Origin of the sequence: Tateyamaria sp. Alg231-49 (assembly GCF_900143535.1) — a bacterium.
Taxonomy (GTDB): domain Bacteria; phylum Pseudomonadota; class Alphaproteobacteria; order Rhodobacterales; family Rhodobacteraceae; genus Tateyamaria.
This window is the reverse complement of sequence record NZ_FRFA01000005.1, coordinates 240,149-262,609: the sequence shown is the minus strand read 5'-3', so window position 1 is coordinate 262,609 and position 22,461 is coordinate 240,149. Positions and strand designations below refer to the sequence as shown.

Here is a 22,461-nt window from a genome sequence, read left to right as displayed (position 1 = left end):
ATTGGAGCGCTCATGAGTAAACGCCATATCCTGACATTTGAGACCTATGACGACTGGGACACTGTCCCGATGGAGGCGGAATACGTGGTCTATAATCTGCCACATGGAGCCCCGCTCGACAGCTTGCCCAATGAGGCGTTTGAGCGGGTCGAGGCGTTTGCTTTTCGCGGACATGACAACTTGGGTGCAGATATCATGGACGCTTTCCCCAAGTTGGGAATGATTGCCAATTACGGGGTTGGGTTCGACACGATTGATGTAGAGTACGCGACCTCAAAGGGCATTCGGGTGAGCAATACGCCAGATGTCTTGACCGAAGATGTGGCCGACCTTGCCGTGGGCATGTTGATCGCCGGGTCACGCGGGATGATTGGTGCGTCGGACTGGATCAGGTCAGGACGCTGGGCCGCGCGCGGCGCCTATACACTTCAACGCAAAGTGTCGGGCAGCACCGTAGGGATCGTCGGTCTTGGTCGCATTGGCCGCGCGGTGGCCGAGCGCCTCGTGCCCTTTGGCTGCGACATCCATTACTATGCCCGCAGCGCAAAGGACACGCCGGGCTGGACGCATCACGCCGATATCGTTGACCTTGTGCGCACCGTTCAAACGCTGGTCGTCACTGTGTCGGGCGGGCCTGAGACAATGGGCATTATCGGTGCCGATGCGATCACCGCGTTGGGGCCTGACGGGTTTTTGGTCAACGCCTCGCGCGGGACGACCCTGGACGAAAGCGCCTTGCTGGACGCGCTCGAAAGTGGCGCTTTGGGACGTGCAGCGCTGGACGTGTTTCGGAACGAACCTGATATTGATCCCCGCTTTCTCCAACTCGACAACGTTGTGCTGTCCCCCCACCAGTCTTCTGGCACTGTCGAGACCCGCAAAACCATGGGGCAGTTGCAACGTGACAATCTTGCGGCCTACTTTGCAGGCGAGGCATTGTTGACGCCTGTCAACTAAGCGGCACCCAGAGGAGAGACACCATGTTTGGCACCCTAGACGGCACTGGTTTCGAAGTGCTCGATCCTCGGTTCGAGGCCTGCTTTATCGGCCATGCAAAGGTCGAGCGGCTGCACACCGGTATGCGCTGGGTCGAGGGGCCTGCCTATTTCGCGGCTGGCCGGTACCTTGTGTGGTCCGACATCCCCAACAATCGGATGATGCGCTGGGACGAAACGGACGGGTCTGTGTCAGTGTTTCGCGATCCGTCAAACAACACCAACGGACACACCGTGGACGGGCAGGGGCGGCTTGTGTCCTGCGAACATCTGGCCCGCCGGGTGACGCGCACCGAACATGACGGATCGATCAAGGTGCTGGCAGATCGGTTCGAGGGCAAACGCCTGAATTCCCCAAATGATGTGGTTGTGAAATCGGATGGCTCCGTTTGGTTCACCGACCCCAGCTATGGCATCCTGATGGACTATGAAGGGGAGCGGGCAGAAAGCGAGATTGGCGCTTGCCATGTCTATCGCTGTGATCCTGAAACGGGGGGGCTGACGCAAGTCACAACCGACTACGTCAAACCCAACGGACTGGCCTTTTCCCCGGATGAATCCGAGCTGTTCATTGCCGATACCGGGGCCACCCACACGCCCGGAGGCCCTGCGCATATCCGCCGTCACACCGTCAATGCAGACGGTCAGTCACTGAGCGGAGGCGAGGTGTTTGCCGATTGTACCGCAGGTCTGTTTGATGGTTTCCGCTTTGATCGGGACGGGCGTATCTGGTCCTCGGCAGAGGACGGCGTGCACTGCATCGACACCGACGGCACCTTGATCGGCAAGATCAACATCCCCGAGATTGTCTCGAACGTGTGCTTTGGCGGGCCCAAGTTGAACCGCTTGTTCATCACAGCGACAACGTCGCTTTACGCGGTCTATCTCAATGTGAATGGCGCACGCTAACCTAGTAGCGCGTCAACCTGTTCCCGCGTTGGCATCGAGGGCGCAGTACCGGCCGCAGTTACAGACAGACCAGCAGTGGCACAGCCGTATTGAACGGCCTCGAGTGACGTGCGCTTTTCCGACAACGCGGCAGCAAGTGCGCCGTTGAATGCATCCCCGGCGCCCGTGGTTTCGACTACCGGGCCTGCGTCGACAGCGGGCACCAGCCCGTGTCCGTGCAGAAAGGCGCCTTGACCGCCCATTGTGACGATCGGGGTTTTCACACCGAGAGCGAGCAACGCATCGCAGGCTCGCTCTGCATCCGCAGGTGTATGGACTGCGATGCCGGTAAGCGCCTCAACTTCCGTTTCATTGGGAGTGACGTAGTCGCATAGGGCCAACATACCCTCTGGCAGTTCTGCGGCGGGGGCGGGGTTCAGGATGGTCGTTACCCCTGCTGTCCGCGCAATCTCAAGCCCGCGCATGGCGGCGGCCATGGGCTGTTCGAGTTGGGTGACAAAAACGTCCGCGCTTTGGATCAGGGTCGCATGGGCGTCGACATCTGCCGCGCTGATGAGTGCGGCGGCTCCGGGTGAGACGATGATTGCATTGTCGCCAGTTGCGTCATCCACAAAGATAAACGCGGCACCAGTATAGCTGTCGGCGCACTGTTCGACGTGCGGGGTTACGCCTGCCTCGGCCCATGTGTCCAAAGCCAGTCGGCCAAAATCGTCCTGCCCCAGTTTGCTGATCATATGGGTTTGCGCGCCCAGCCGGGCACAGGCAACGGCTTGGTTGGACCCCTTGCCGCCGGGCCCAAGGGCAAATGAGGTGCCCATGACTGTCTCGCCCATCTTGGGCATACGCGCGGCGCGATAGGCGGTGTCGGCGACAAAGACGCCGAGGATGGCAACGGTACCCATCTTAGGCTTCGTCCGGGGGGATCACCCCTTTGCGCAGTGCAAAACACCCATAAAAGCGGCGCTCGCCCGTTTGGATCACCGCATAAGCCTGCTTGGCGCGGTCATAAAACGCAAACCGTTCGACGCCGATCATGGTTGGGCCACCCGCCGCGCTGACTTTGGTCTGCACTTCCTGCATCACGGGCAGGATTGTATCGGGCTCATCGACCACCTCCATCCGCGCAGCGGCGTCATCCACAAAGGTGTCGATAGGATAGAGGGATAGGACCGCCTCGACCACTTCGGCCGCAGATCGATCAATGCGCAAGACCTCGCCCAACGTGGTTTCACGGGCCACGCTGTCGGCAGGAAAGTTCGTATCCGAGATAATCAGATCATCCCCATGCCCCATCGCCCGCAGCGCATAAAGCACATCGGCGTTCAGTATCGGATCAATTCCTTTGAGCATGTTTTGCCCCCCCAAGTTGGTCTAGTTGGTCTAAGCCATAAAATCCGTCACGGCCTTGGCCACATGTGCACCAATGGCTGCATGACTTTCCGCGCTCAGGTGAACGCCGTCAACTGGGTCGACCCGGGCCACTGAATTTGTGTCGGTAAAACCGAAATCCTGAGACGCCGCAATTTGCGCCAGATGGCCGGGCAGCGCTGAAGAGGTGTTTTCGGCACCCGAAAATATCTCTGACAGACAGCCCATTTCAAGGACACGAACCGGGGCCATCAGCATGACCTGTGGCGCAGTGCCATCAGGACCGCTGTCAGAGCGACGGACCTCAAGGGCGAGCCGTTGGATACCAAGAGCAATGTCGCTGGCGCTTAGTCCAAAGCGCGCCTTGAGATCGTTTGTGCCGAGCATGATCAGCACCAGATCAATCGGGCGGTGGCTTTCTAATAACGCGTGTAGAGCACGCAGCCCGCTTTTGTGCGCACCCTCGATAGGGTCCTCAAAGACCGAGGTGCGACCTGGATGCCCTTCGGCGATGACATCCCAGTCCGGGCCCAAGACCGTGGCCATGACTGTGGGCCAGCGTTGATTGCGTTCCAGTCGTCGCCGGTCGCCCATGTGGCGCATGGCCCGCGTGCCGTGGATGTTGCTGTCGCCAAAGCATAGAACGGTGCGCTGCGGCATCAGCCTGCATCCACGCGTTGGCCTGTTTCCGCATCAAAGATGTGGATGTGATCGGGGTCAGGTTTAAGGTGGATCGTCTGACCGGGTTCAAACGCATGGCGTTCGCGGAACACGGCCGTCACATCCTGATCGTCAAAGCGCAGGAACACCATCGTTTCAGCGCCCGTCGGCTCAACCACCTTGACCTGCATCGGGAGTCCGTCGTCGGCAAGGATCAGGTGTTCTGGACGGATGCCCAACTTGATGTTTCCGGTGCCCGAGGGTCCTGCAAACTTCTGATCACCAACGCTGACCTGCCCGTCGCTTCGCGTGCCTGCCAGAAGGTTCATCGAGGGCGCGCCAATGAAGGTCGCCACAAAGTCGTTGCGCGGGTTGTCGTAAAGCTCAAGTGGGGTTCCCACCTGTTCGATGTGGCCGGCCTGCATGACAACGATGCGGTCGGCCAGTGTCATGGCTTCGATCTGGTCATGGGTGACAAAGACGGTGGTGGTCTTGAGCCGCTGATGCAGTTCCTTGATTTCCGTACGCATCTGTATGCGCAGCTTGGCATCGAGGTTGGACAGCGGCTCGTCAAACAGAAACACCTGCGGATCGCGCACAATGGCGCGGCCCATGGCGACCCGTTGACGCTGCCCCCCGGACAGGTGGCGGGGCTTGCGGTCCAGATATTCAGTCAGGCTGAGGATCTCGGCGGCTTCGCGCACGCGCCGGTCAATCTCGGCGCGGGGCGCCTTGGAGACTTTGAGGGCAAAGCCCATATTTTCGGCCACGGATTTGTGCGGATAAAGCGCATAAGTCTGGAACACCATCGCGATGTCACGTTCGGACGGGGGCAGGTTGTTCACAACGCGATCACCAATGGCGATGGTGCCACTGTTGATGGGTTCAAGCCCTGCGATCATGCGCAGCAATGTAGACTTGCCGCACCCCGACGGACCGACCAGCGCCACGAACTCGCCGTCAGCAATATCGACGTTCAATCCGTGGATGACCTCGACCGCCCCATAGGACTTTCGAATGTCCTCAATCTTGACGCCTGCCATATACTGAAATCTCCCCGCCCTGAAATGGATGCTAGCCAATGCAGTTTGCCCTGTCCACGCCCATTGCATGACGTCAGTTGACTTGAGGTAAAGATCAACCATACTCGACCCTTGTGGGGGAACGGACAGGCACAGCCTGTTCATAAAACAAAGTAATTTTTCAGCTTTGTCCGTTGGCCTCGCCAAAACGATAAATGTTTTCTTGGGAGGATAAACGTGAAAGTCGAACTCTATAATTACATCCGCGCGGCACAGAAAATGAACCGGCGCGAGATGCTCAAAGGCACTGCTGCGGTTGGTGCGCTGGCGATGATGCCAAAAACAGGTATGGCGGATGGACACGGCAATGTCCGCGCAGAAATTCTCAAGATTCCCGGTGTCGGGGCGGGTTCGCCCACTGACAGTGATTGGCAAAAAGTTGGCGAGATGTGTCTTGGCGCGACCAAAGGCAACGTGGCCGAAGGTGAGTTTGAAGGTGTCGAGCTGACCTTTATGGGTCTGAACAACCAGAACCTTCACAACTTCCTGTTCCGCGGGTTCCTGAAACCTTGGGAGGCTTACACAGGCGCCAAGATCAACTGGATCGATCTGGCCCAAGCCGACTATAACGCGCGTCTGCAGCAATCCATTGCCACCGGTACGGTCGATTTCGACATTATCGAAATGGGTGCACCGTTCGAGGGTGATGTGCTGGGCAAGGGTCTTGCATCCGAGATGCCTGACTGGGTCAAAGAGCAGATCGACATGGATGACTATGTGGACTACCTCAAGGCCCCCGTCGGCACGTGGGATGGCAAGACCTATCGCGTGTCCATCGACGGTGACTGCCATACGTTTGCGTATCGTAAAGACTACTTTGGTCCCGATGGCATTGGCGGCGCAGAGGTGCCCACCACATGGCAAGAGATCAATCAGGTTTCCAAAGACCTTGTCGGCAAAGAAGACCCGCTAACCGGACTGCCTGCACACGGCTATCTTGATCCGCTCAAAGGCTGGGGTGGCTTCGGCTTCTACTTCCTTGAAAACCGCGCGTCTGCCTATGCCAAGCATCCAAACTCGCCAGCATGGCTGTTTGAACCGGACACCATGAAACCGATGGTCAACAACCCGGCTTGGGTACAGGCCATTCAGGATGTGATGGACCTGATCGACGCGGGCGCATACCCAACTGACCAGATCAACGCGGACCCCGGCACGACTGCCTTCCAGCAGTTCCTTGCTGGTACAGGTTCGATGCTGATGTGGTGGGGCGATGTGGGATCATCCGCGCGCACCTCTGATACGTCCGTTGTGGGCGATGTTGTCGGATTTGGCGTCAACCCGGCCTCGGATCGTGTGTACAACGCCCAAGCGGGCGCATGGGAAGACACCCGTAACGAGGCACCCAACATGGCCTATATCGGCTGGGGTGTGTACGTCATGGCGACCGTGGAAGGCGACGAGAAGAAGAAAAAGGCCGCTTGGTCCGCCGCAGCCCATCTGGGTGGCAAAGACCTGTCGCTTTGGGCTTCGGCCTATCCGTCGGGCTTCCAGCCTTACCGCAACTCGCACTTCCAGTTCGAAGAGTGGGAAGAGGCAGGTTACGACCGCGCATACGTCGAAGACTACCTCGGCTCAAACGCGGACAGTTACAACCACCCCAACGCGGCCATCGAACCCCGGATTCCGGGTATCTTCCAGTACTACTCGGTTGCTGAGGATGAGTTGGCCAAAGGCTATGCCGGTCAGTATGGCTCGGCTCAGGAAACCGCGGACGCGATTGCGGCAGCCTGGGAAGAGATCACGGACCAGATCGGACGTGACAGTCAGATCGCAGTCTACAAGGCGTCGCTCGGGCTGTGATGCTCTCGCGATAATACATCAAGGACGCAGCCTACGGGTTGCGTCTTTTCCCTCTGGCGGCTGCGCGATTTCAGACCTGTTTGTTTACAGGTCCTGTGCCCGCGCCTTGGCGCTCAGAACCGGTCCTCGGCATCCGTCACATTAATTCCCAAGGCCTCCAGCCCGTTTTCCAGATGCTCGGCCAGTCCCGGAATGCCCGAAAGATACCGCTCGGTCGGGGCGGTCGCCTCTGCCCGCGCTTCGGCCAATGCTTCCTCTAGCTCATCCGCATCAAAGCTGCCGCGCCCGATCCACATGACGGCGACAAGGTTTACCTTTTCATCGTCATTGAGGCTCCCGATATACTCAGCAAGATGGACTCCATCGGGGCCGTTCTCGCGGGTCAGCATGATCACCCTGACGACTTTTCCGGTGCTGATTTCAAGCATGTTAGGTCACCCCGCATTGGACAAAAGGTTCAAACCGTCTTTCCAGAGGCAAGCACAAAAACCGCGTGGCGTCGATCCTCTTGTCGTAACGAGGGGTGATCGGCGGCATCTTTCCCAGCGCAAACCATCAAAACGGTTTTTCAGCTTAACACATCACATCCACCTCGTTAACGTCACAGTATGAGCACCGAAGGCGACCTTCTTCATACCGTCACAGCCGATAACATCTCGGACCAACGCCGCCGTCTGGGCAAGGCCATGGTCTGGGGCTCTGCCGGTCTGTGCGCGGCTCTCGCCATCTGGCAGATGATGTACGAAACGGGCCGCGTCGCCAGCGGGTTCGAAACCTGGCGGCCCATCCTGTATGCCTATGTCCTTTGGGCCTTTGCCCTGTGTGCCGCGCAGGTCATCGTGAACGGGGAAAAGGGCAAGCGCACGCTGTTTGTGCTGCCGGCCGCACTGTTTGTGATCTCACTTGTCGTCTTTCCGCTTCTGTTCGCGCTCTATATCTCGTTCACCGACTGGAACCTTGCCTCACCCAATGGTCCGCAGCCCAATGGCTGGGATAATATGGTGCAGATGTGGAATGACGGGTTCTACTGGAACGCCTTGAAAAACATGGTTTATTACGTGCTCGCCGTCAGTGTGGAATACGTGATCGCCTTTGGCCTCGCCCTGCTTTTGAACGCCCAAATCCGGGCGCGAAAATTCTTTCGGGTCGTGTTCCTGCTGCCCCTGATGCTTAGCCCCGTGGCTGTGTCGTGGATGATCGGCAAGTCGATGCTCGAGGTCCGCTTTGGCCCCATTTCCCGATTGATCCGCGAGCTGGGGTTTGAGCCAAGCTTTTTTGGCAATCCGGAGATCGCGCGATTTATGATCATGGCGATGGATGCGTGGACGTTTATTCCATTTATGATGATCATGCTGCTTGCTGGCTTGCAGGCCTTGCCGAGTGAGGTGATCGAGGCCAGCAAGGTCGATGGTGCGTCAGGCTGGCAGAGTTTCAAGGAGGTGATCTTTCCCCTGATGCTGCCGGTGTCGGTCACGGCAGTCGTCATCCGGATCATCTTTAAACTGAAGCTGGCGGATGTGATCATCAACGTCACTTCCGGTGGGCCGGGGGGCGCCACTGACTCTGTTACCAGCTTTATCTTCCGGGAGTATCGGGACCGCTCGAATGTCGGCTACGGCACATTGCTTGCGATGGTGTACCTTGTGCTGATCGTGATCTTTGTCACGCTGCTTTTGAAACTCGTAAGCCGCTGGATGGAGCGCCCCGCATGACCGCCACCCAGACAAATGCGGTCTTCAAAGACCACGCCGCAGACACCCGTGTCAAAACCAAATGGTGGGCCAGCCGCGTTGCGATTTACGCGGCCCTGATCACATGGGCCATCATCTGTCTGTTCCCGATCTTCTGGACGATCACCACCTCGTTCAAGCTTGCGCCGGATGTGATGAAAGGCAACCTGATCCCGTGGTGGGATTTCACACCGCGTTGGAAGGGGTGGGAAAGCATCGGCATTTCACCGCGTCTGATCGGCGAAGTGTCGACGGTGCGCGAAGAGTTCCTGAAACGGTTCTGGAACAGCACTGTTATTGCGGTTTCCGCGTCTTTGCTTGCTGTCATCCTCGGTTCATTGGCAGCCTATGGGCTGTCCCGCTTCAACTACCGTTTTGGCTTTATGCGCAATTCGGACATCTCGTTCTTTTTCCTCAGCCAGATGATCCTGCCACCGGTTGTGCTCGCTCTGCCATTCCTTGTGCTTTACAAGTCGCTCGCTCTGCTGGACACCCGCATCGGGCTGATCCTGCTTTATACCCTAATGGTGCTCCCTATCGTGATCTGGATCATGCGTGACCAGTTTCAGGGGATACCTGTGGAGTTGGAGGAGGCGGCCCTTGTGGACGGGCTTGGTATCTGGGGATCGTTCTTTCAGATCGTGTTGCCCATTGCTCTGCCCGGTATGGTCGCGGCGTTTATCCTGAGCCTCGTTCTGTGCTGGAACGAATACTTCTTTGCCGCCCTTTTGACAGCAACGAACGCGACCACGCTGCCGGTGATGGTGGCCTCTCAAACAGGGTCTCAGGGGATCAACTGGTGGTCGATGGCGGCGCTGTCGTCGGCCGCGATCTTACCGCTCGTGATTGTTGCGATTTTCCTGGAGAAATACATCATCAAGGGCATGGCGGCCGGTGCTGTGAAGTAGCAGGGCGCGCGCCGCATTTGAACTGGTGTCAATTGCCCCGCGCACCCTCACTGCCTAAAACTTACTGATCCAACAATGCGGTCTGCATCATCATGTGCACACCTTTGTTGCCATTGACCGTTTGTGTGATTCGCAAATCCCCAGCCAGCGAACACAGCATATAGGCGTCTTCGCGGCTCAGCCCCGTGCGAACGACGATCCACGCAATCATATCGCGCAACGCAATTTCCACGCATTGATCAAGATCAGGATGCAGACCCATAGTGATGAGATGGGTCGGCGTTTGCGCGCGCGGGTGCGCCAGTTGCATGTCGTCCCGTCGGGTCAGACGGAATGTTCCGCTCAGCGCCGTTTCGATGGCCGTCACACAGACCTCGCCGTCGCCTTGCGCGCCGTGCCCGTCACCGCAGGAAAACATCGCCCCTTCGACAAAAACGGGCAGAAAAAGCGTTGTTCCCGCGACGAGTTCTTTGTTGTCCAGATTGCCGCCGTGCTGGCGCGGCTGGATGGTCGAGATACGTCCCCAATTGGGCGGTGGGGCGACCCCCATCACGCCAAAGAACGGGTTCAGTGGCAACTCGAGGCCCCAAGACAGGTGGGCCGTCATGGCCTCTAAGTCCATCGGAATGATTTCGGTGCGCGCCTGTTGGAAATCGTCAGGCAACGTGCCCGCCAGCGGACGGATCAGGTTCCAGCCCCAGTTCTGGCGGCATGTGACATCAAGAATCTGCACCTCTAGCACGTCGCCCGGCCTGGCCCCTTTGATGGCGACAGGCCCTGTCAGGATGTGCCCGGGCAGGTGCCGTTCGGATCGCGCGTGGATGTCCAAAAGTTCGGGTGGCACAAAGAACCCTTGGCCCTCCGGCGGCAATTCACCCGGCCCACCTGACACGGTTTCAATGGTAATCACGTCTCCGCTTTGCACTTCGGCCACCGCGGCCGCAGTTGCGTCGAAAAAGCCCCACGCACAGGTTTCTGGACTGGCCGTCAGCGTCGTTGTCATTGCGTGTCCTTCATGATCAAAACCCTATCGCCAGTCCGTCCTTGCGGGGATCGGACCCTGCCGCATACCCGCCACCGGGCAGCCGGTGGATCAATTGCGCACCGCCAAAGCCGAAGGCGTTATCGGGTGCTTCAAGCGATATCTGGTGACCAAGACCGGCGAGTGCGTCCAAGGTGGCGCGGGGCATGGTGTCTTCGCAGGCGATGCCGAGGCCCTCGGTCACCCGCCAGCGCGGCGCATCCACGGCCATCTGCGGATCTTGGCCCCAGATTTGTGTGCGCAAAACCATTTGCAAGTGGCCCTGTGCCTGCATCGGGCCGCCCATGACCCCAAAGCTCATCAATGGTCCGTCTGGCCCCATGAGGAAACCGGGAATGATCGTGTGGAAGGGGCGTTTGTTCGGGCCGACACGGTTGGGGCTGCCGGGGTCCAGCGAAAAACCGGCACCTCGGTTTTGCAAGCTGATGCCCGTGCCGGGGACAACCACGCCCGAACCGAACCCGGCATAGTTTGATTGAATGAAGGACACCATCATGCCCGACGCATCCGCCGCCGTCAGATAGACGGTGCCACCGTTCTTGGGCGCACCTGCGCCAAAATCCTGCGCGCGTGTTGCATCGATCAGGGCCGCGCGGCTGGCAAGGTAGGTGTCATCCAGCAGGTCGTCAGCGCTCACAGCACTCATGTGCCCCGGATCGGCGACATAGGCCTCCGCATCGCGCAGGGCCAGTTTCATCGCCTCAATCTGCAAATGGAAGGCTTGGGGATCGTCTGCGTCCAGATCGCGAATGCCGGTATGTGACAGAATGCCCAACGCACTCAGGGCCGCAATCCCCTGACCGTTTGGGGGGATTTCATGCAAGGTGCACTGACCAAACGACTTCGAAATCGTACCGCACCAGTCGGCCTCATGCGCTTTCATGTCTTGTGTGGTTAGTGCGGCCCCATGTTCCTTGGCAAAGGCGCAAATTTGCTCGGCCAGCGCACCTTCGTAAAATGATGAACCGTCCGATTCAGCGATGGACCGCAAGGTTTTTGCCAGCGGCTTGTTGAAAAACCGCTCACCCGCTTTGGGAGCACGGCCCTCGGGCAGAAAGGCCTCGGCAAAACCGGGGTAGTCGGCCAATTGTGCTTCGGCCCGGCTCCACAAGGCTGCGATGACAGGGGATACCAAAAATCCGTTCTCGGCATAATCGATTGTCGGCTTGAACAGATCGGCAAAGGGCAGCTTGCCAAACCGTTTGGACAGCGCAACCCAAGCCGACACAGCACCCGGAACTGTGACGCTTTCCCAGCCGCGAAAGGGCATCGCGTCATGGCCTGCGAAACGCTCTGGCGTCCAGCCGGCAGGGGAACGGCCAGAGGCATTCAACCCATGCAACTCTGATCCGTCCCACACAATCGCAAAGGCATCCGAACCAACACCATTCCCCGTCGGCTCCACCAAGGTCAGCGCAATGGCCGTGGCAATAGCTGCATCAACCGCGTTGCCGCCTTGGGCCAACATGGCAAGACCTGCCTGGGCCGCCAAGGGTTGCGAAGCTGAGACGAGATTGTCCGCCAGAACCGCTGAGCGCCGGGACGGATAGTGATGCGTGCTTTTGATTTCCATTGGGGGATGGTCCATCTTTTATGTTTGTCGTTGCGGCTAAGATAGCGGTGTTGCGACGGACTGCGACCCAATTCCGAGCCTCAACCGCTTTGATGCGGCTGAGTGACCGCCCGTGTCGCGCGGGCGTTGCGTGTTTTTTCCTAACTTTCGTGCTTTTCCGCCAGCCGTTTGCTTCAAAGCGCGCCCAAGTCCGCTGCAATGTCCTTGGTCTGTTCATAAAGCTTGCGGAACAAAGCGTGCGCGCGGTCATAGGTATCAGTGGGGTGCGCGGTGATCGTCTGCTGGACCGGGTTCCATTGGTTGATATCAGCGCGTTCTACCAGCCCAACGGCCAAAGCAGCCATGAAGGCATCGCCATAACTGGCACCCGTCGTCTTTTCGCACACGATCTGGTCTATGCCGGTGATGTCGGATGTGGCTTGCAACCACAGGGCATTTTTGGTGCCACCACCCACGGCCAAAAGGCGCGCGGGGCTTTGTCCCAATTCGGCAAAGGTGTCGGTCACGTGCCGCGTGCCATGGGCGATCCCTTCGATCAGTGCGCGGTACATGTCGCCGCGCGTGTGCGTCAGGTTCAGCCCGAAAATCGCGCCCTTGGCGTTTACATCATGGATCGGCGTCCGCTCGCCTGAGAAGTAAGGCAACATCAAAAGCCCGTTGGCGCCGGGGGGCGATGTTGCGGCTTCTTCGGCGAGCTTTGGAAAGGCCGTGGCGGGGTCCAGATCGGGGGCAAGCTGATCGCGGAACCAGTGCGTGAGGGTGCCAGACGTGGCAAGGCCCGCCATCGATGCGTGTTCGCCCTCAAATAACCACGGCGCATACCAGATGCGCGGGTCAGCCACTTGGGTTTGCGCCCTCAGGATGATGAAGATGGTCGACCCATACATCATCATCATGTCACCCGGTTGATCGACACCCACCGAAAACGCTTCGGCAGCTGCATCAATGGTGCCTGCGGTCACAGGCGTGCCAACGGCAAGGCCGGTTTCGGCGGCCGCTGCCGGGGTGATGGTGCCGGCCACCTCGTTTGACCACAGCAAGCGCGGAAGCTTGTCCAACGGGACGATGTCATCCGCCAGATCGTCGATCCAAGTTTGCGTGGCCACATCATAGAGCGGCGAAAAGTTGGCCGCAGTGTAATGATCGATCACCACTTCGCCGGTCAGCCGCTGGACGAGGAAACTGGTTGAGGTCAGGATATGGGCCGTGCGCGCAAACAGGTCGGGGCGGTGACGCTTTAGCCACAGGATTTTTGGCCCCACCGATTGTGATGTCAGCGCATTGCCGCAGCGCGCAATGATCGTATCCTCGCCAATCCGGTCGGTCAGCTCACGCACTTCGGCCTCGGCGCGCCCGTCCACACCGTAAAGTACACCATTCATCAACGGTGCGCCGTTTTCATCGACGGGCAGCATGCACGGCCCGATGGCACTGCACGCCACAGCCTTGATTTCGCTGGGATCAACGCCGCTGTCCGCCAACAAGGCTTTGGCCACAAATACAAAATCGCCCCACCAGTCCTCTTCGGGGCGGTGTTCGGCCCAGCCGGGTTGGGGCACCAGCATCTTGTGCCCGCGCGCGGCCTGTGCGTGGATGACGCCGTTTGTATCCACCAAGACGCCCTTGGTTTCATAGGTGCCGATATCAATGCCAAGCGTGTAGGCCATCAGGTGTAGTCATCCCTATCCAGCGAAAAATCGGGGCCAATCCGCGCCAGTGCGGCGTCTAGCAATCGGGTCAACGACACCAGATCATTCAGATCACACACTTCGCGCGCGGAATGCGAGTACCGCATGGGAAAGCCCATATCGACCGCCGCAACGCCGTCCCCGACGAGCTGTACATAGGACAGATCAGTCAGCACCCCGACTTGCGCACTCCGTTGCAACGGGATGCCTTGCGCGCGCGCCGTGTCGTCAAAAAGATGAACCATCGCCGGATGGGGGATCACGCCATTAAGCGTGCCGCGCCCATGAAAGGAATAAAGGCTCATGCCCGGCCCACCCCCAAGGAACATGTCACCCCGCGCTCCCATATCGGGTGTGTCTGTGGCCAGCATCAAATCCAGTTGGATCGCGATATCCGGGCGCAATTTCTGTGCTAAAGGCAGAGCGCCGCGCAGATTGAATTCTTCCTGTACGCTAAAGGCCAGATGCACGGGGGGACCACTGGTGCGGGCGTTCAAAAGGCGTGCCATTTCCAAAAGAACGGCACAGCCCGCGCGATCATCCACGCTGGTGCCCATGATGCGATCATCGGCAAGCGCGCGGGCGTGCGGTGCATAAACCACAGGCGATCCGATTTGGATGCCGGTCGCCTCGACTGCCTCTGCCGACGCCAACCCGGTATCGACGAACACTTCGGAATAGGGTGTCACGCGGTACTTTTCATCCGGGGCGGTCGCATGATGGCTTTTGTTGGCGATGACACCGGGCACATCGCGCCCTTCGCCGATGCAGATCAACACCTCTTGGGCGGCCAGCGCACGTTCCGGAACGCCCCCCAGACGTTCGAGGCGGATTAGCCCGTCCGCCTCGATGCGGCGCACGATAAACCCAAGCTGATCAATGTGGGTGAACAGCATCACACTGGGGCCATCGCCCGGAAAATGCGTCACCAGATTGCCCAGCCGGTCTGTGTCGGCCTTTACGCCAACTTCGCCCAATCGATGTCGTATGGCGCGGCGGACACGATCCTCGTGGCCCGAAAGGCCCGGCACTTGCATCAGGTCTAGCAGATCGGTGCGAATGCGGTCCTTCATCCGCGCACCGCCCGCACCCGGTCCATGAAGTCGCGCGCGCGATCGGGATCGATGGCCTTCCACGTATCGCCGTCAATCTTCAAAGACGAACCGACGATGCAGCCATCCGCAATCCGCAGTACATCCTGCACCGTGTCGTGCTTGACCCCGGTGTTGGCCATGACTGCAATGTCCGGCAACACCGCCTTCACCGCCTCAAGATCGCTGAGTGCCGCGGCCTCGCCGGTAATTTGGCCCGACACCAGCACCGCATCCGGGATGGAGGAAAACACAGCACTGCGCGCGCGATCTGCCAAGGGGCGTTGATCCAGTGAATGGGCAAATTCGGCCGAGACATTGAACAACATTGCCATGTCCGAGCGACCCAAGCGGTCGCGATAGCGCATCGCCTTGCCCGCATCCGGGCTCCAAACACCCATGTCTGACGCATAGGTGCCGGTGAAAATCTCGCGAATAAACTGTGCGCCTGTTGCCGCACCCAAAGCCACGCTCGCCATCGGATCCCACAAGACGTTCACGCCAAATGGAACCGTGATGTCGGACTTTAGCTGGCCAATTATCGCCGCCATCGCAGCGGTCGACGCGGTGTCGACCGACAATTCATAAGGGCGGTCGTTTTCATTGCCAAACATCACCGCGTCGAACCCGGCATCCTGCAAGGCCAACAAATCGGCACGCGCGCCCTTTACCAGATCAAAGGTCGGGTCATGTAGTGGTGTGCCGGGCAAAGCGCCCAGATGCACCATCCCGATGACAGGCTTTGTGCGCCCGAACACCTGTTCAAAATTCGCTGTCATAGACGTCCCCCCAAACGCAACTTTATGGCCCGCTCTCTGTTCACGCAAAGGAAATGTGGGTTAGAGTTCAGCGAACGGGAGGATACTGGCATGGCACTGAAAACGCGGCACTACGACAGGCTTGGCAACGGCGGGCTGACGTTCACCGAACTTGGGTTCGGGACAGCACCCTTGGGCAACCTGTACAAGGCGATCTCGGATACCGAAGCGCGCGCGACGCTGGATGCTGCTTGGGACGGGGGCGTGCGGTATTATGATACAGCACCTCTTTACGGCTTGGGCCTGTCTGAAACCCGGCTCAATCCATTCCTGCGGGACAAGCCTCGTGATGATTATGTGCTCTCCAGCAAGGTCGGGCGGCTTATTCAGGCCTGTGCGCCCGAACATCGCAGCGGCGTGGGCAAATGGTTCGAAGTACCCCAGCGGCGCGAGCAATACGATTACACCTATGACGGCGTCATGCGATCTTTCGAGCATTCGTTTTCTCGCCTTGGAGTGGATCGGATCGACATCCTTTATGTCCACGATCTGTGCATCTTTTCGCACGGCTCCAAGGAAATCTCGGACATGCGGATCGAGGAATTCTTTGGTGGACGTGGCTATGACGCGATGGTGTCCTTGCGCGATCAGGGGCTGATCAAGGCCATCGGCGGCGGCATCAATGAATGGGAGGTCTGCCAGACCCTGGCCGAACGCGGTGACTTCGACCTGTTCCTGCTGGCGGGGCGCTACACGCTGCTGGAACAGACGGCGCTGGACAGCTTTTTGCCCCTCTGCGAGGCACGCGGGATCGGGATCGTGACAGGCGGGCCCTACAATTCGGGCATCCTCGCCACGGGCGCGCGACAAGGGGCCTATTACAACTATGAACTGGCGCCACAAGGCGTGCTGGACCGGGTCAGCGCGATTGAGGCCGTGTGCGCGGATCATAACGTGCGCTTGGTCGACGCGGCCTTCCAATTCCCGCTGCTGCATCCGGCCCATGTCGCGGTCATTCCGGGCGGGCAGGGCACCTCTGAAATGGCCGGAAACCTCGCAGCGGCGCATGCGGACATTCCGCCAGCCCTTTGGGCAGACCTCAAGGCCAAGGGGCTGCTTCGCGAAGACGCACCCACATGAAAATCGACGCGCATCAGCACTTTTGGCAACCCTTGCGCGGCGATTATGACTGGATGCCGCAGGATAACGCGACCCTCAATCGCGCCTATGGCCCGCATGATCTGGCCCCGACGCTGGACGCGCTCGGGATCGATGGCACGGTTCTTGTGCAGGCGGCAGCAACGGTTCAGGAAACTGAATACATGCTGGGGCTGGCGGACGCGACGCCGTTCATCAAGGGGGTTGTCGGTTGGGTGGATTTTGAGGATCCATCACATCTTGGGCACCTCAAACGCCTTGCTGCGCATCCCAAGTTTTTGGGTGTGCGGCCCATGATCCAGGATATTCCAGACGTGAACTGGATGCTGCGCGATGATGTGCAATGGGCGTATGGTGCGCTTGTCGATCTGGACCTGACGTTTGACGCCTTGGGCTTTCCCCAGCACCTGCCCAATTTCCTGACCCTGATGCAGCGCTATCCGGACATGCGTGTGGTCTATGATCATTGCATGAAGCCGCAAATACGTGATGCCCAAGCGGGCAAGGATGCGTTTTCGCAATGGGCGGACGGGATGTCTGCGCTGGCTGAAAACACATCCGGGGTCTGTAAATTTTCCGGCCTCATCACCGAAACCGACGATTGGTGGACCACCGACGATGTGCGCCCCTTTGCCGAACATGTGCTGAGCGCTTTTGGGCCCGCGCGGGTCATGTGGGGGTCCGATTGGCCGGTGTGTCGGCTCAAGGGCGAGTACGCCGACTGGCACGGGCTTGCGCAGCAACTGACTGAAGCGCTGTCTGAACCGGAGCGCGCAGACGTGTTTGGTGGCACGGCGACGCGGTTCTACCGGCTGGAGTGAGCGGCAAGAAACGCCGCAACCCGCGCACGATCCATACGGACGCGTTCGGTCGATTCCAAAGAGACATGCAAGGCTGCGGCAGCTTGGGCGAAAGGCACGGCCTCATCAATCGCCCGCCCGGCATCCACCTCAGCCGCGAGCGCGCCGACAAACATGTCACCCGCGCCGTGGGTGGAAACGACATCCACTGAAAAGGCGGGCCATTTGCGCCCCTGATACACAACACCCTCGGCTCCAAGAGTCGTCAGCACGCGGTGTGAGCCAGCTGTTTCGGCATAAAACGCCGCTTCAACCCGGTTCACGATCAGCACATCGACTGCGTCCAAAACTGCATCTGACAACGGGCGGGCAGGGGCCGCGTTTAGCCAAACCTGCGCACCAGTCGCGCGGGCTTTTCGTGCGATGGCCGCATTCACTTCTTCAGGGACTTCATTTTGCAAAACGACGACAGAGGTGCGATCCGGCACCTCAACTGCGTGTGCATCAATGTTGAGGTTCGCCGCCGATACGATCACCGCGCCGTAGTCGCCGTTTTTGTCCACGATGGCGGCACTCATGCCACTTGGCCCACCATCACGTTGCAACTGCGACAGGTCGATCTGACTGTTTTCAAGCGCTTCGCGGATCATGTCGCCAAACCGGTCTGACCCTGCGCGACCGGCAAACGCCACGTCCGCCCCCATGCGCGCCGCGGCCAAAGCCTGATTGCCGCCCTTGCCGCCAAAGACATAGTCGACCGCACTGCCGGTCACAGTCTCATCGGCTCTTGGCAAATGCGGCGCGCTCAGCACCACGTCCAGATGCAGCGATCCGGCGATGAATACGCTCACGGCAGCATGGCTGCCTGCACCAGCCGCATCGCCTGTGGGGCATCCTGCCGGGCAATCGCCGCCTGCAAATCTGCGTTGTCGACCAACCGGGCGGCAACGCGGCGCAAACGCTCAACCACTTCGATATTGGTGCGGGCCTCTTCCACCGGATCAAGGCCGGAATGGTCAGGGAAGGTGTCGAAATAGAGCGCGCCATCGTATCTGATCCGCGCCAGTTCCACCAACAACTCCACCGTTTGAATGGGATGCACCGCGCCCACCATCAGGCCGTTGTCCCATTTCCCGTATCCATCGTTCAGATGCACGCCCAAGATCCGGGAATGGCGCGCCACAAGGGCGGCGGCAAAGGCAGGCATCTCGTCAGCGTAAAGCACATGGGCAAAATCTAGGGTTACGCCGGTGTTGTCGCGCCCAATCTCCTTTATGGCCAACAACGTCGTGGCCGCGTCAGGCATCAATGCAAAGGCGCGGGGTTCATTGGGTTTGTATTCTAGCGCTATGTCCAGATCAGGGTTATGATCGGCGACCTCGATCATCGCCTCGATTGTTTCCCCCCATGCGCGCGCGTAATCCATCTGGAAGGAATAATCGAAACCATCCTGGCCCATCCACAGGGTCATCAGGTTGCCGCCCATCTCGGCCAGCACATCCAAGCCCCGCTTGGTCTCATCTATGGCGGCGCGGCGCACGGACGGGTCGGGGTGGGTAAAAGCGCCCAGCTTGTATCCGGGATCGGTGTAATACCGCATCGCCATCCCGTTCAGCACCATGCCGTTGTCATCCAGCACCCGCACCAGATCGCCGGGGCTGTCCTTTTCAAAATGATCCGGATAATTTAGGTCAGCCGCGTTCAATCCAGCAGTGGCAGCACGGGCCAGCAGATCAGCTGTGGTGATCGTGTTCTTGCCGGGCCAATAGGCGGCTGCTCCGATTTTAAAAGCATTCAGGCGGGCGGCAAAGCGGGGAGGTTGGGCGTTTGTCATCTGCAGACCCTAGCGGGTCTTAACGGATGGGCGCAATCACTCGCAGTCCAACGATGTAGAGATTGGCCTAGCTCACGCAGAGTTCTTCGATGCGCTGCGCCGCACGTTGAAGGTCTGAAAGCTGTTTGACGAGGCTTTCTACTTCTTGCCTTTGCTCCGGGGCATGGATCGACAACGTCGACAAAAGGCGCCCCTCGCCGTCTTTGATTGGCACCGCAAGTGCAGTCATGCCATCCATGAATTCCTGATCGTCGGTCGCGTAATCTCGCTGACGGGTATTCGCCAGCTCTTCTTTCAATTGTTCGCGGTCAGTGATCGTTTTGTCGGTCCGACGCTCAAGTTCCAGCCATTTCAGGACGCGGTTCAGCTTGTCCGATCTGAGAGACGACAGGTACATTTTGCCACTGGCGGTGCAGTGGAACGGGACCTGTGCGCCGACGGCCAGCTGAATGCGCAAAGGCCAGTGCGTTTCGACGCGGTCCAGATACACCATGCCGTAGCGGGCAGGGGCGGCAAGATTGCAGGTCTCGCCGACTTTTTCAGCAAGTGCCTTCATCACGAGAAGACGCTCTGTGCGAATGCGTTGCGAGGACAGGATGTTGCCCGACATGCGCCGCATCCGTCTGCCGGGTCCATAAGACCGCCCGTCAACGTCGCGTTGCAGCAGGCCCTCATCCTCGGCTGTCGACAAAAGCCGGTGGATTGTTGGGACAGGAATGCCTACCGCATCCGAAAGGGCCCCGGGCGTTACGGGTACGCCTGCCCGGGCAACCTCTTCGATGATTGCGAGAAGACGCAGGTTTGGTGCGATCTGCGCCTTTTCGCTATTCTGCGTGTCGTTGGGCATAGTCTCCACATCATCTGTCTGGCAGCAGGAACAAGGCAAGCTCGGGTGTCAGTGCAACCAATATCCAAACGCTGATAAGTGCAACCAAGTACATGGTCGAATAACGCAGCAATCTAAAATACGGCACACCTGTCACACCAGATGCCACATAAAGGTTCAAACCGTATGGTGGCGTGATAAAGCCGATGGACGCACCAACCAGGAAGATTACCGAGAAGTGGATTGGATCGACGCCGACGGATTGGGCAATTGGCGCAAGAATAGGCGCCAGAATGATCGTCACCGGAAGGGATTCGAGGATCATACCGGCCACAAAGACCATGGCCATAGCCGTGAACAGAACCGGATAGTATCCGCCCATGGATGTCACGAATTGGCCAATCGCTTCCTGTGCCCCAAGGGCTGAAAGGATTTGCTGCATCACGACTGACACGGCGATCAGCGGTGCAAGTATGCCCGAGATCTGCGCCGAACGCACAACGATCGACGGGATTTCCTTAAGGGTGAAGCCTTCGACCACAAGCTGAGACGCAAAGGTCTTCTCGTCGATCGGTGTATCCGTCGTATCGCCCATCATTTTGTTGGCATAGAAACTGATCATCCCCACGATGATACAGAAGCCCACCGTCACACCAGCCGCTTCAGTCGGGGAGAATTTACCAGTGTAGATGCCCCACAGAACCAGACCGATGGCGAAGAATCCAAGCCATGCGCCGATGCCCGTCAGAACAACGCGACGGAATGACAGTTTGATCAGAAAGCCCCAGCCGTTGATCGTGCAGACGATGAAACACGCCACCATCATTGCCAGAACCATCAAGGTGCCGGGAATGATGCCTGCGATAAACAGGTCTGAAATCGGCAGGTTCATCAAGAAGCCGTAGACGATGAAGATGATCGACGGTGGGATAATGATCCCTACACATCCGCCAGCCGCAGCAGTTGCCGCAGAAAAGCGTTCATCATAACCGCCCTTGACCATTTCAGGATGCAGCATCGAGCCGATGGTTGCCGTTGTGGCCGAGTTTGAGCCCGAGATGGCGGCAAACAGGCCGCACGCCCCAAGAGAGGCCATCGCAAGCCCGCCCCTAAGCCACCCTAAACAGGCATAGGCAAAATCCGATAGTCGTTTGGCGATCCCTGACTTGTTGATCAGGTCCCCCGTGAGAATAAAGAGCGGCATCGCCATCAAGGCAAAACCATCTTTGAACACGTTGAGTAGTTCCGAGCCCGTGTTGTCCAGACCAAGGTCGGCAACGGGGCTTGCCCCGACGACCCAGTAGAAGATGACGAGGAGCACAGGCGTGCCCATCATGAAGAGGAAGGTCGCGGCAAGCGAGACAATCGTGATCCAGGTTCCGTCCGACATTTACGTTTCCCCCCCAATGACAGCTTGCTCGATCATTGGACCGCCGCTTTCGTATTTCTTGAAATCCTCGACAATATTTTCGATGGCCCGTGTCGCCAAAAGGATAAAGCACAGTGGCATCGTGACGATGAACCACCAGCGCATGATGTCATCCGTGCCCAGAACCAGCGCGAAGTTATCGTAAGTGTTGACGGTCACACGGGCCGTCGTCGTCACGACAATCACGCAAAAGATCAGCCATAGACAGTTGTCAAAGGTCAGCCAGAACAGCTGGCCCTTGCGGCTCAACTTGGTTCTGAATTCGGAAAAGCTCAGGTGTGTGCGCAAGCGAATGTTGAATGCACACCCGTACCAAGCCATCACCATGAAGAAGAGCGGTGGGATCGTCGTGGACCACGGCACTTGGACCGAAAATACAAATCGCTGGATCACACCGATAAAGATAATCACAGCCATAATAATATAGCTATAAATAACTATCGTGCGCTCTGGAGAGCGCTCAAGAAGCATCAGCAAAATTGGAATGAAGACGATGAGTACCCGATGGTATCCGCCTGTTATGGTCTTGAGACCTTCTGCAACCGGATCCAGAAACGCGGCGGCCATGCCAAGCGTGATGATGGCAGCGATGATCGGGTGCGTGATACTGGTCAAGGATCGGCCAAACCGCTCCTCCAAACCAATCGCCCACTTTTCGCGGTAGTAAAAGACAATGGCGCCAATCAAAGTGAGGGGCCCAAACACAAGCCACGCGGCATCTGACCGATAAGCTTTCACGACATTGAAATTAATATCGCCACTCAACGTCGAACCGACGATGGTGGACATATCCGACCAGATTGACAT

At 58.6% G+C, this 22,461-nt stretch carries 22 protein-coding genes; 7 read left to right on the top strand and 15 right to left on the bottom strand.

What is annotated here, in order from left to right; genetic code table 11:
• The first annotated feature begins 12 nt into the window (after positions 1 to 12).
• Positions 13 to 957, top strand: a complete 945-nt coding sequence (locus tag DHN60_RS10270) for a 2-hydroxyacid dehydrogenase (protein WP_108837194.1) — start codon at positions 13 to 15, stop codon at positions 955 to 957.
• A gap of 23 nt (positions 958 to 980) precedes the next feature.
• Entirely contained in the window at positions 981 to 1,904 is a 924-nt protein-coding gene (locus DHN60_RS10265) for an SMP-30/gluconolactonase/LRE family protein (protein ID WP_108837193.1), read from the top strand.
• On the opposite strand, the gene rbsK is transcribed toward DHN60_RS10265, so the two are convergent.
• Genes rbsK through DHN60_RS10245 form a run of 4 tightly spaced genes read right to left on the bottom strand, consistent with a single transcriptional unit; the run spans position 1,901 to position 4,975 of the window.
• Complete coding sequence (rbsK, locus tag DHN60_RS10260) at positions 1,901 to 2,806, bottom strand: ribokinase (RefSeq protein ID WP_108837192.1); 906 nt, start codon at positions 2,804 to 2,806, stop codon at positions 1,901 to 1,903. The two genes, DHN60_RS10265 and rbsK, sit on opposite strands and share 4 nt — an antisense overlap.
• A 1-nt stretch (position 2,807) precedes the next feature.
• Complete coding sequence (locus DHN60_RS10255) at positions 2,808 to 3,254, bottom strand: RbsD/FucU family protein (protein WP_108837191.1); 447 nt, start codon at positions 3,252 to 3,254, stop codon at positions 2,808 to 2,810.
• A gap of 30 nt (positions 3,255 to 3,284) precedes the next feature.
• Positions 3,285 to 3,932: an SGNH/GDSL hydrolase family protein gene (locus DHN60_RS10250; RefSeq protein WP_108837190.1), complete on the bottom strand. Its 648-nt coding sequence runs from the start codon at positions 3,930 to 3,932 to the stop codon at positions 3,285 to 3,287.
• Positions 3,932 to 4,975 (bottom strand): ABC transporter ATP-binding protein, encoded by a 1,044-nt coding sequence (locus tag DHN60_RS10245; protein ID WP_108837189.1) that lies wholly within the window; start codon positions 4,973 to 4,975, stop codon positions 3,932 to 3,934. Before DHN60_RS10245 ends, DHN60_RS10250 begins: the two co-directional genes overlap by 1 nt.
• A 216-nt stretch (positions 4,976 to 5,191) precedes the next feature.
• Between DHN60_RS10245 and DHN60_RS10240 the strand changes: the two genes are divergently transcribed.
• A complete protein-coding gene (locus DHN60_RS10240) occupies positions 5,192 to 6,817 on the top strand; it encodes a substrate-binding domain-containing protein (RefSeq protein ID WP_108837188.1) in 1,626 nt (541 codons plus the stop codon).
• A 113-nt stretch (positions 6,818 to 6,930) separates the two neighbouring features.
• Here DHN60_RS10240 and DHN60_RS10235 read toward each other — a convergent pair whose 3' ends face one another.
• Positions 6,931 to 7,245: a DUF3775 domain-containing protein gene (locus DHN60_RS10235; protein WP_108837187.1), complete on the bottom strand. Its 315-nt coding sequence runs from the start codon at positions 7,243 to 7,245 to the stop codon at positions 6,931 to 6,933.
• Between the two features lie 180 nt (positions 7,246 to 7,425).
• Between DHN60_RS10235 and DHN60_RS10230 the strand changes: the two genes are divergently transcribed.
• Together DHN60_RS10230 and DHN60_RS10225 are read left to right on the top strand one after the other, a co-directional pair.
• Positions 7,426 to 8,529 carry a carbohydrate ABC transporter permease gene (locus DHN60_RS10230; protein ID WP_108837186.1) on the top strand — a complete coding sequence of 368 codons (1,104 nt, stop codon included), beginning with the start codon at positions 7,426 to 7,428 and terminating at the stop codon, positions 8,527 to 8,529.
• Complete coding sequence (locus tag DHN60_RS10225) at positions 8,526 to 9,455, top strand: carbohydrate ABC transporter permease (protein ID WP_108837185.1); 930 nt, start codon at positions 8,526 to 8,528, stop codon at positions 9,453 to 9,455. The genes DHN60_RS10230 and DHN60_RS10225 overlap by 4 nt, the downstream gene beginning before the upstream one ends.
• Before the next feature lie 61 nt (positions 9,456 to 9,516).
• On the opposite strand, the gene DHN60_RS10220 is transcribed toward DHN60_RS10225, so the two are convergent.
• From DHN60_RS10220 to DHN60_RS10200, 5 genes are all read right to left on the bottom strand, one after another.
• Positions 9,517 to 10,458: an acetamidase/formamidase family protein gene (locus tag DHN60_RS10220; RefSeq protein ID WP_108837184.1), complete on the bottom strand. Its 942-nt coding sequence runs from the start codon at positions 10,456 to 10,458 to the stop codon at positions 9,517 to 9,519.
• A gap of 16 nt (positions 10,459 to 10,474) precedes the next feature.
• Positions 10,475 to 12,070, bottom strand: a complete 1,596-nt coding sequence (locus DHN60_RS10215) for a gamma-glutamyltransferase family protein (protein WP_108837296.1) — start codon at positions 12,068 to 12,070, stop codon at positions 10,475 to 10,477.
• Positions 12,071 to 12,243: 173 nt separating this feature from the next.
• Complete coding sequence (locus tag DHN60_RS10210) at positions 12,244 to 13,737, bottom strand: FGGY-family carbohydrate kinase (RefSeq protein ID WP_108837183.1); 1,494 nt, start codon at positions 13,735 to 13,737, stop codon at positions 12,244 to 12,246.
• Positions 13,737 to 14,831, bottom strand: coding sequence for a M42 family metallopeptidase (locus tag DHN60_RS10205; RefSeq protein ID WP_108837182.1), 1,095 nt, complete (start codon positions 14,829 to 14,831; stop codon positions 13,737 to 13,739). The genes DHN60_RS10210 and DHN60_RS10205 overlap by 1 nt, the downstream gene beginning before the upstream one ends.
• A complete protein-coding gene (locus tag DHN60_RS10200; RefSeq protein ID WP_108837181.1) occupies positions 14,828 to 15,628 on the bottom strand; it encodes a BtpA/SgcQ family protein in 801 nt (266 codons plus the stop codon). Before DHN60_RS10200 ends, DHN60_RS10205 begins: the two co-directional genes overlap by 4 nt.
• A gap of 90 nt (positions 15,629 to 15,718) precedes the next feature.
• On the opposite strand from DHN60_RS10200, the gene DHN60_RS10195 reads away from it, so the two are divergent.
• The gene (locus DHN60_RS10195; RefSeq protein WP_108837180.1) at positions 15,719 to 16,747 is read left to right on the top strand and encodes an aldo/keto reductase; all 1,029 of its coding nucleotides are present in this window, start codon (positions 15,719 to 15,721) and stop codon (positions 16,745 to 16,747) included.
• Complete coding sequence (locus DHN60_RS10190) at positions 16,744 to 17,586, top strand: amidohydrolase (RefSeq protein ID WP_108837179.1); 843 nt, start codon at positions 16,744 to 16,746, stop codon at positions 17,584 to 17,586. The genes DHN60_RS10195 and DHN60_RS10190 overlap by 4 nt, the downstream gene beginning before the upstream one ends.
• Here DHN60_RS10190 and DHN60_RS10185 read toward each other — a convergent pair.
• The 5 genes from DHN60_RS10185 to DHN60_RS10165 form a co-directional block, all read right to left on the bottom strand.
• Positions 17,571 to 18,416 (bottom strand): PfkB family carbohydrate kinase, encoded by an 846-nt coding sequence (locus tag DHN60_RS10185; protein WP_108837178.1) that lies wholly within the window; start codon positions 18,414 to 18,416, stop codon positions 17,571 to 17,573. The genes DHN60_RS10190 and DHN60_RS10185 overlap by 16 nt on opposite strands.
• Positions 18,413 to 19,399 (bottom strand): sugar phosphate isomerase/epimerase, encoded by a 987-nt coding sequence (locus DHN60_RS10180; protein ID WP_108837177.1) that lies wholly within the window; start codon positions 19,397 to 19,399, stop codon positions 18,413 to 18,415. The genes DHN60_RS10185 and DHN60_RS10180 overlap by 4 nt, the downstream gene beginning before the upstream one ends.
• A 67-nt stretch (positions 19,400 to 19,466) precedes the next feature.
• Positions 19,467 to 20,246 carry an IclR family transcriptional regulator gene (locus DHN60_RS10175; RefSeq protein ID WP_108837176.1) on the bottom strand — a complete coding sequence of 260 codons (780 nt, stop codon included), beginning with the start codon at positions 20,244 to 20,246 and terminating at the stop codon, positions 19,467 to 19,469.
• 10 nt (positions 20,247 to 20,256) lie between these two features.
• Positions 20,257 to 21,615 (bottom strand): TRAP transporter large permease, encoded by a 1,359-nt coding sequence (locus DHN60_RS10170; protein ID WP_108837175.1) that lies wholly within the window; start codon positions 21,613 to 21,615, stop codon positions 20,257 to 20,259.
• Positions 21,616 to 22,461, bottom strand: coding sequence for a TRAP transporter small permease (locus DHN60_RS10165; RefSeq protein WP_108837174.1), 846 nt, complete (start codon positions 22,459 to 22,461; stop codon positions 21,616 to 21,618).

Coding starts and splice junctions, on each gene's coding strand:
- DHN60_RS10170 (WP_108837175.1), bottom strand. CDS start 21,615: ATGTCGGACGGAACCTGGATCACGATTGTCTCGCTTGCCGCGACCTTC.
- DHN60_RS10255 (WP_108837191.1), bottom strand. CDS start 3,254: ATGCTCAAAGGAATTGATCCGATACTGAACGCCGATGTGCTTTATGCG.
- DHN60_RS10235 (WP_108837187.1), bottom strand. CDS start 7,245: ATGCTTGAAATCAGCACCGGAAAAGTCGTCAGGGTGATCATGCTGACC.
- DHN60_RS10230 (WP_108837186.1), top strand. CDS start 7,426: ATGAGCACCGAAGGCGACCTTCTTCATACCGTCACAGCCGATAACATC.
- DHN60_RS10205 (WP_108837182.1), bottom strand. CDS start 14,831: ATGAAGGACCGCATTCGCACCGATCTGCTAGACCTGATGCAAGTGCCG.
- DHN60_RS10225 (WP_108837185.1), top strand. CDS start 8,526: ATGACCGCCACCCAGACAAATGCGGTCTTCAAAGACCACGCCGCAGAC.
- DHN60_RS10215 (WP_108837296.1), bottom strand. CDS start 12,070: ATGGAAATCAAAAGCACGCATCACTATCCGTCCCGGCGCTCAGCGGTT.
- DHN60_RS10250 (WP_108837190.1), bottom strand. CDS start 3,932: ATGCCGCAGCGCACCGTTCTATGCTTTGGCGACAGCAACATCCACGGC.
- DHN60_RS10210 (WP_108837183.1), bottom strand. CDS start 13,737: ATGGCCTACACGCTTGGCATTGATATCGGCACCTATGAAACCAAGGGC.
- rbsK (WP_108837192.1), bottom strand. CDS start 2,806: ATGGGTACCGTTGCCATCCTCGGCGTCTTTGTCGCCGACACCGCCTAT.
- DHN60_RS10180 (WP_108837177.1), bottom strand. CDS start 19,399: ATGACAAACGCCCAACCTCCCCGCTTTGCCGCCCGCCTGAATGCTTTT.
- DHN60_RS10270 (WP_108837194.1), top strand. CDS start 13: ATGAGTAAACGCCATATCCTGACATTTGAGACCTATGACGACTGGGAC.
- DHN60_RS10220 (WP_108837184.1), bottom strand. CDS start 10,458: ATGACAACGACGCTGACGGCCAGTCCAGAAACCTGTGCGTGGGGCTTT.
- DHN60_RS10175 (WP_108837176.1), bottom strand. CDS start 20,246: ATGCCCAACGACACGCAGAATAGCGAAAAGGCGCAGATCGCACCAAAC.
- DHN60_RS10165 (WP_108837174.1), bottom strand. CDS start 22,461: ATGTCAATCTGGTCGGATATGTCCACCATCGTCGGTTCGACGTTGAGT.
- DHN60_RS10245 (WP_108837189.1), bottom strand. CDS start 4,975: ATGGCAGGCGTCAAGATTGAGGACATTCGAAAGTCCTATGGGGCGGTC.
- DHN60_RS10190 (WP_108837179.1), top strand. CDS start 16,744: ATGAAAATCGACGCGCATCAGCACTTTTGGCAACCCTTGCGCGGCGAT.
- DHN60_RS10195 (WP_108837180.1), top strand. CDS start 15,719: ATGGCACTGAAAACGCGGCACTACGACAGGCTTGGCAACGGCGGGCTG.
- DHN60_RS10265 (WP_108837193.1), top strand. CDS start 981: ATGTTTGGCACCCTAGACGGCACTGGTTTCGAAGTGCTCGATCCTCGG.
- DHN60_RS10200 (WP_108837181.1), bottom strand. CDS start 15,628: ATGACAGCGAATTTTGAACAGGTGTTCGGGCGCACAAAGCCTGTCATC.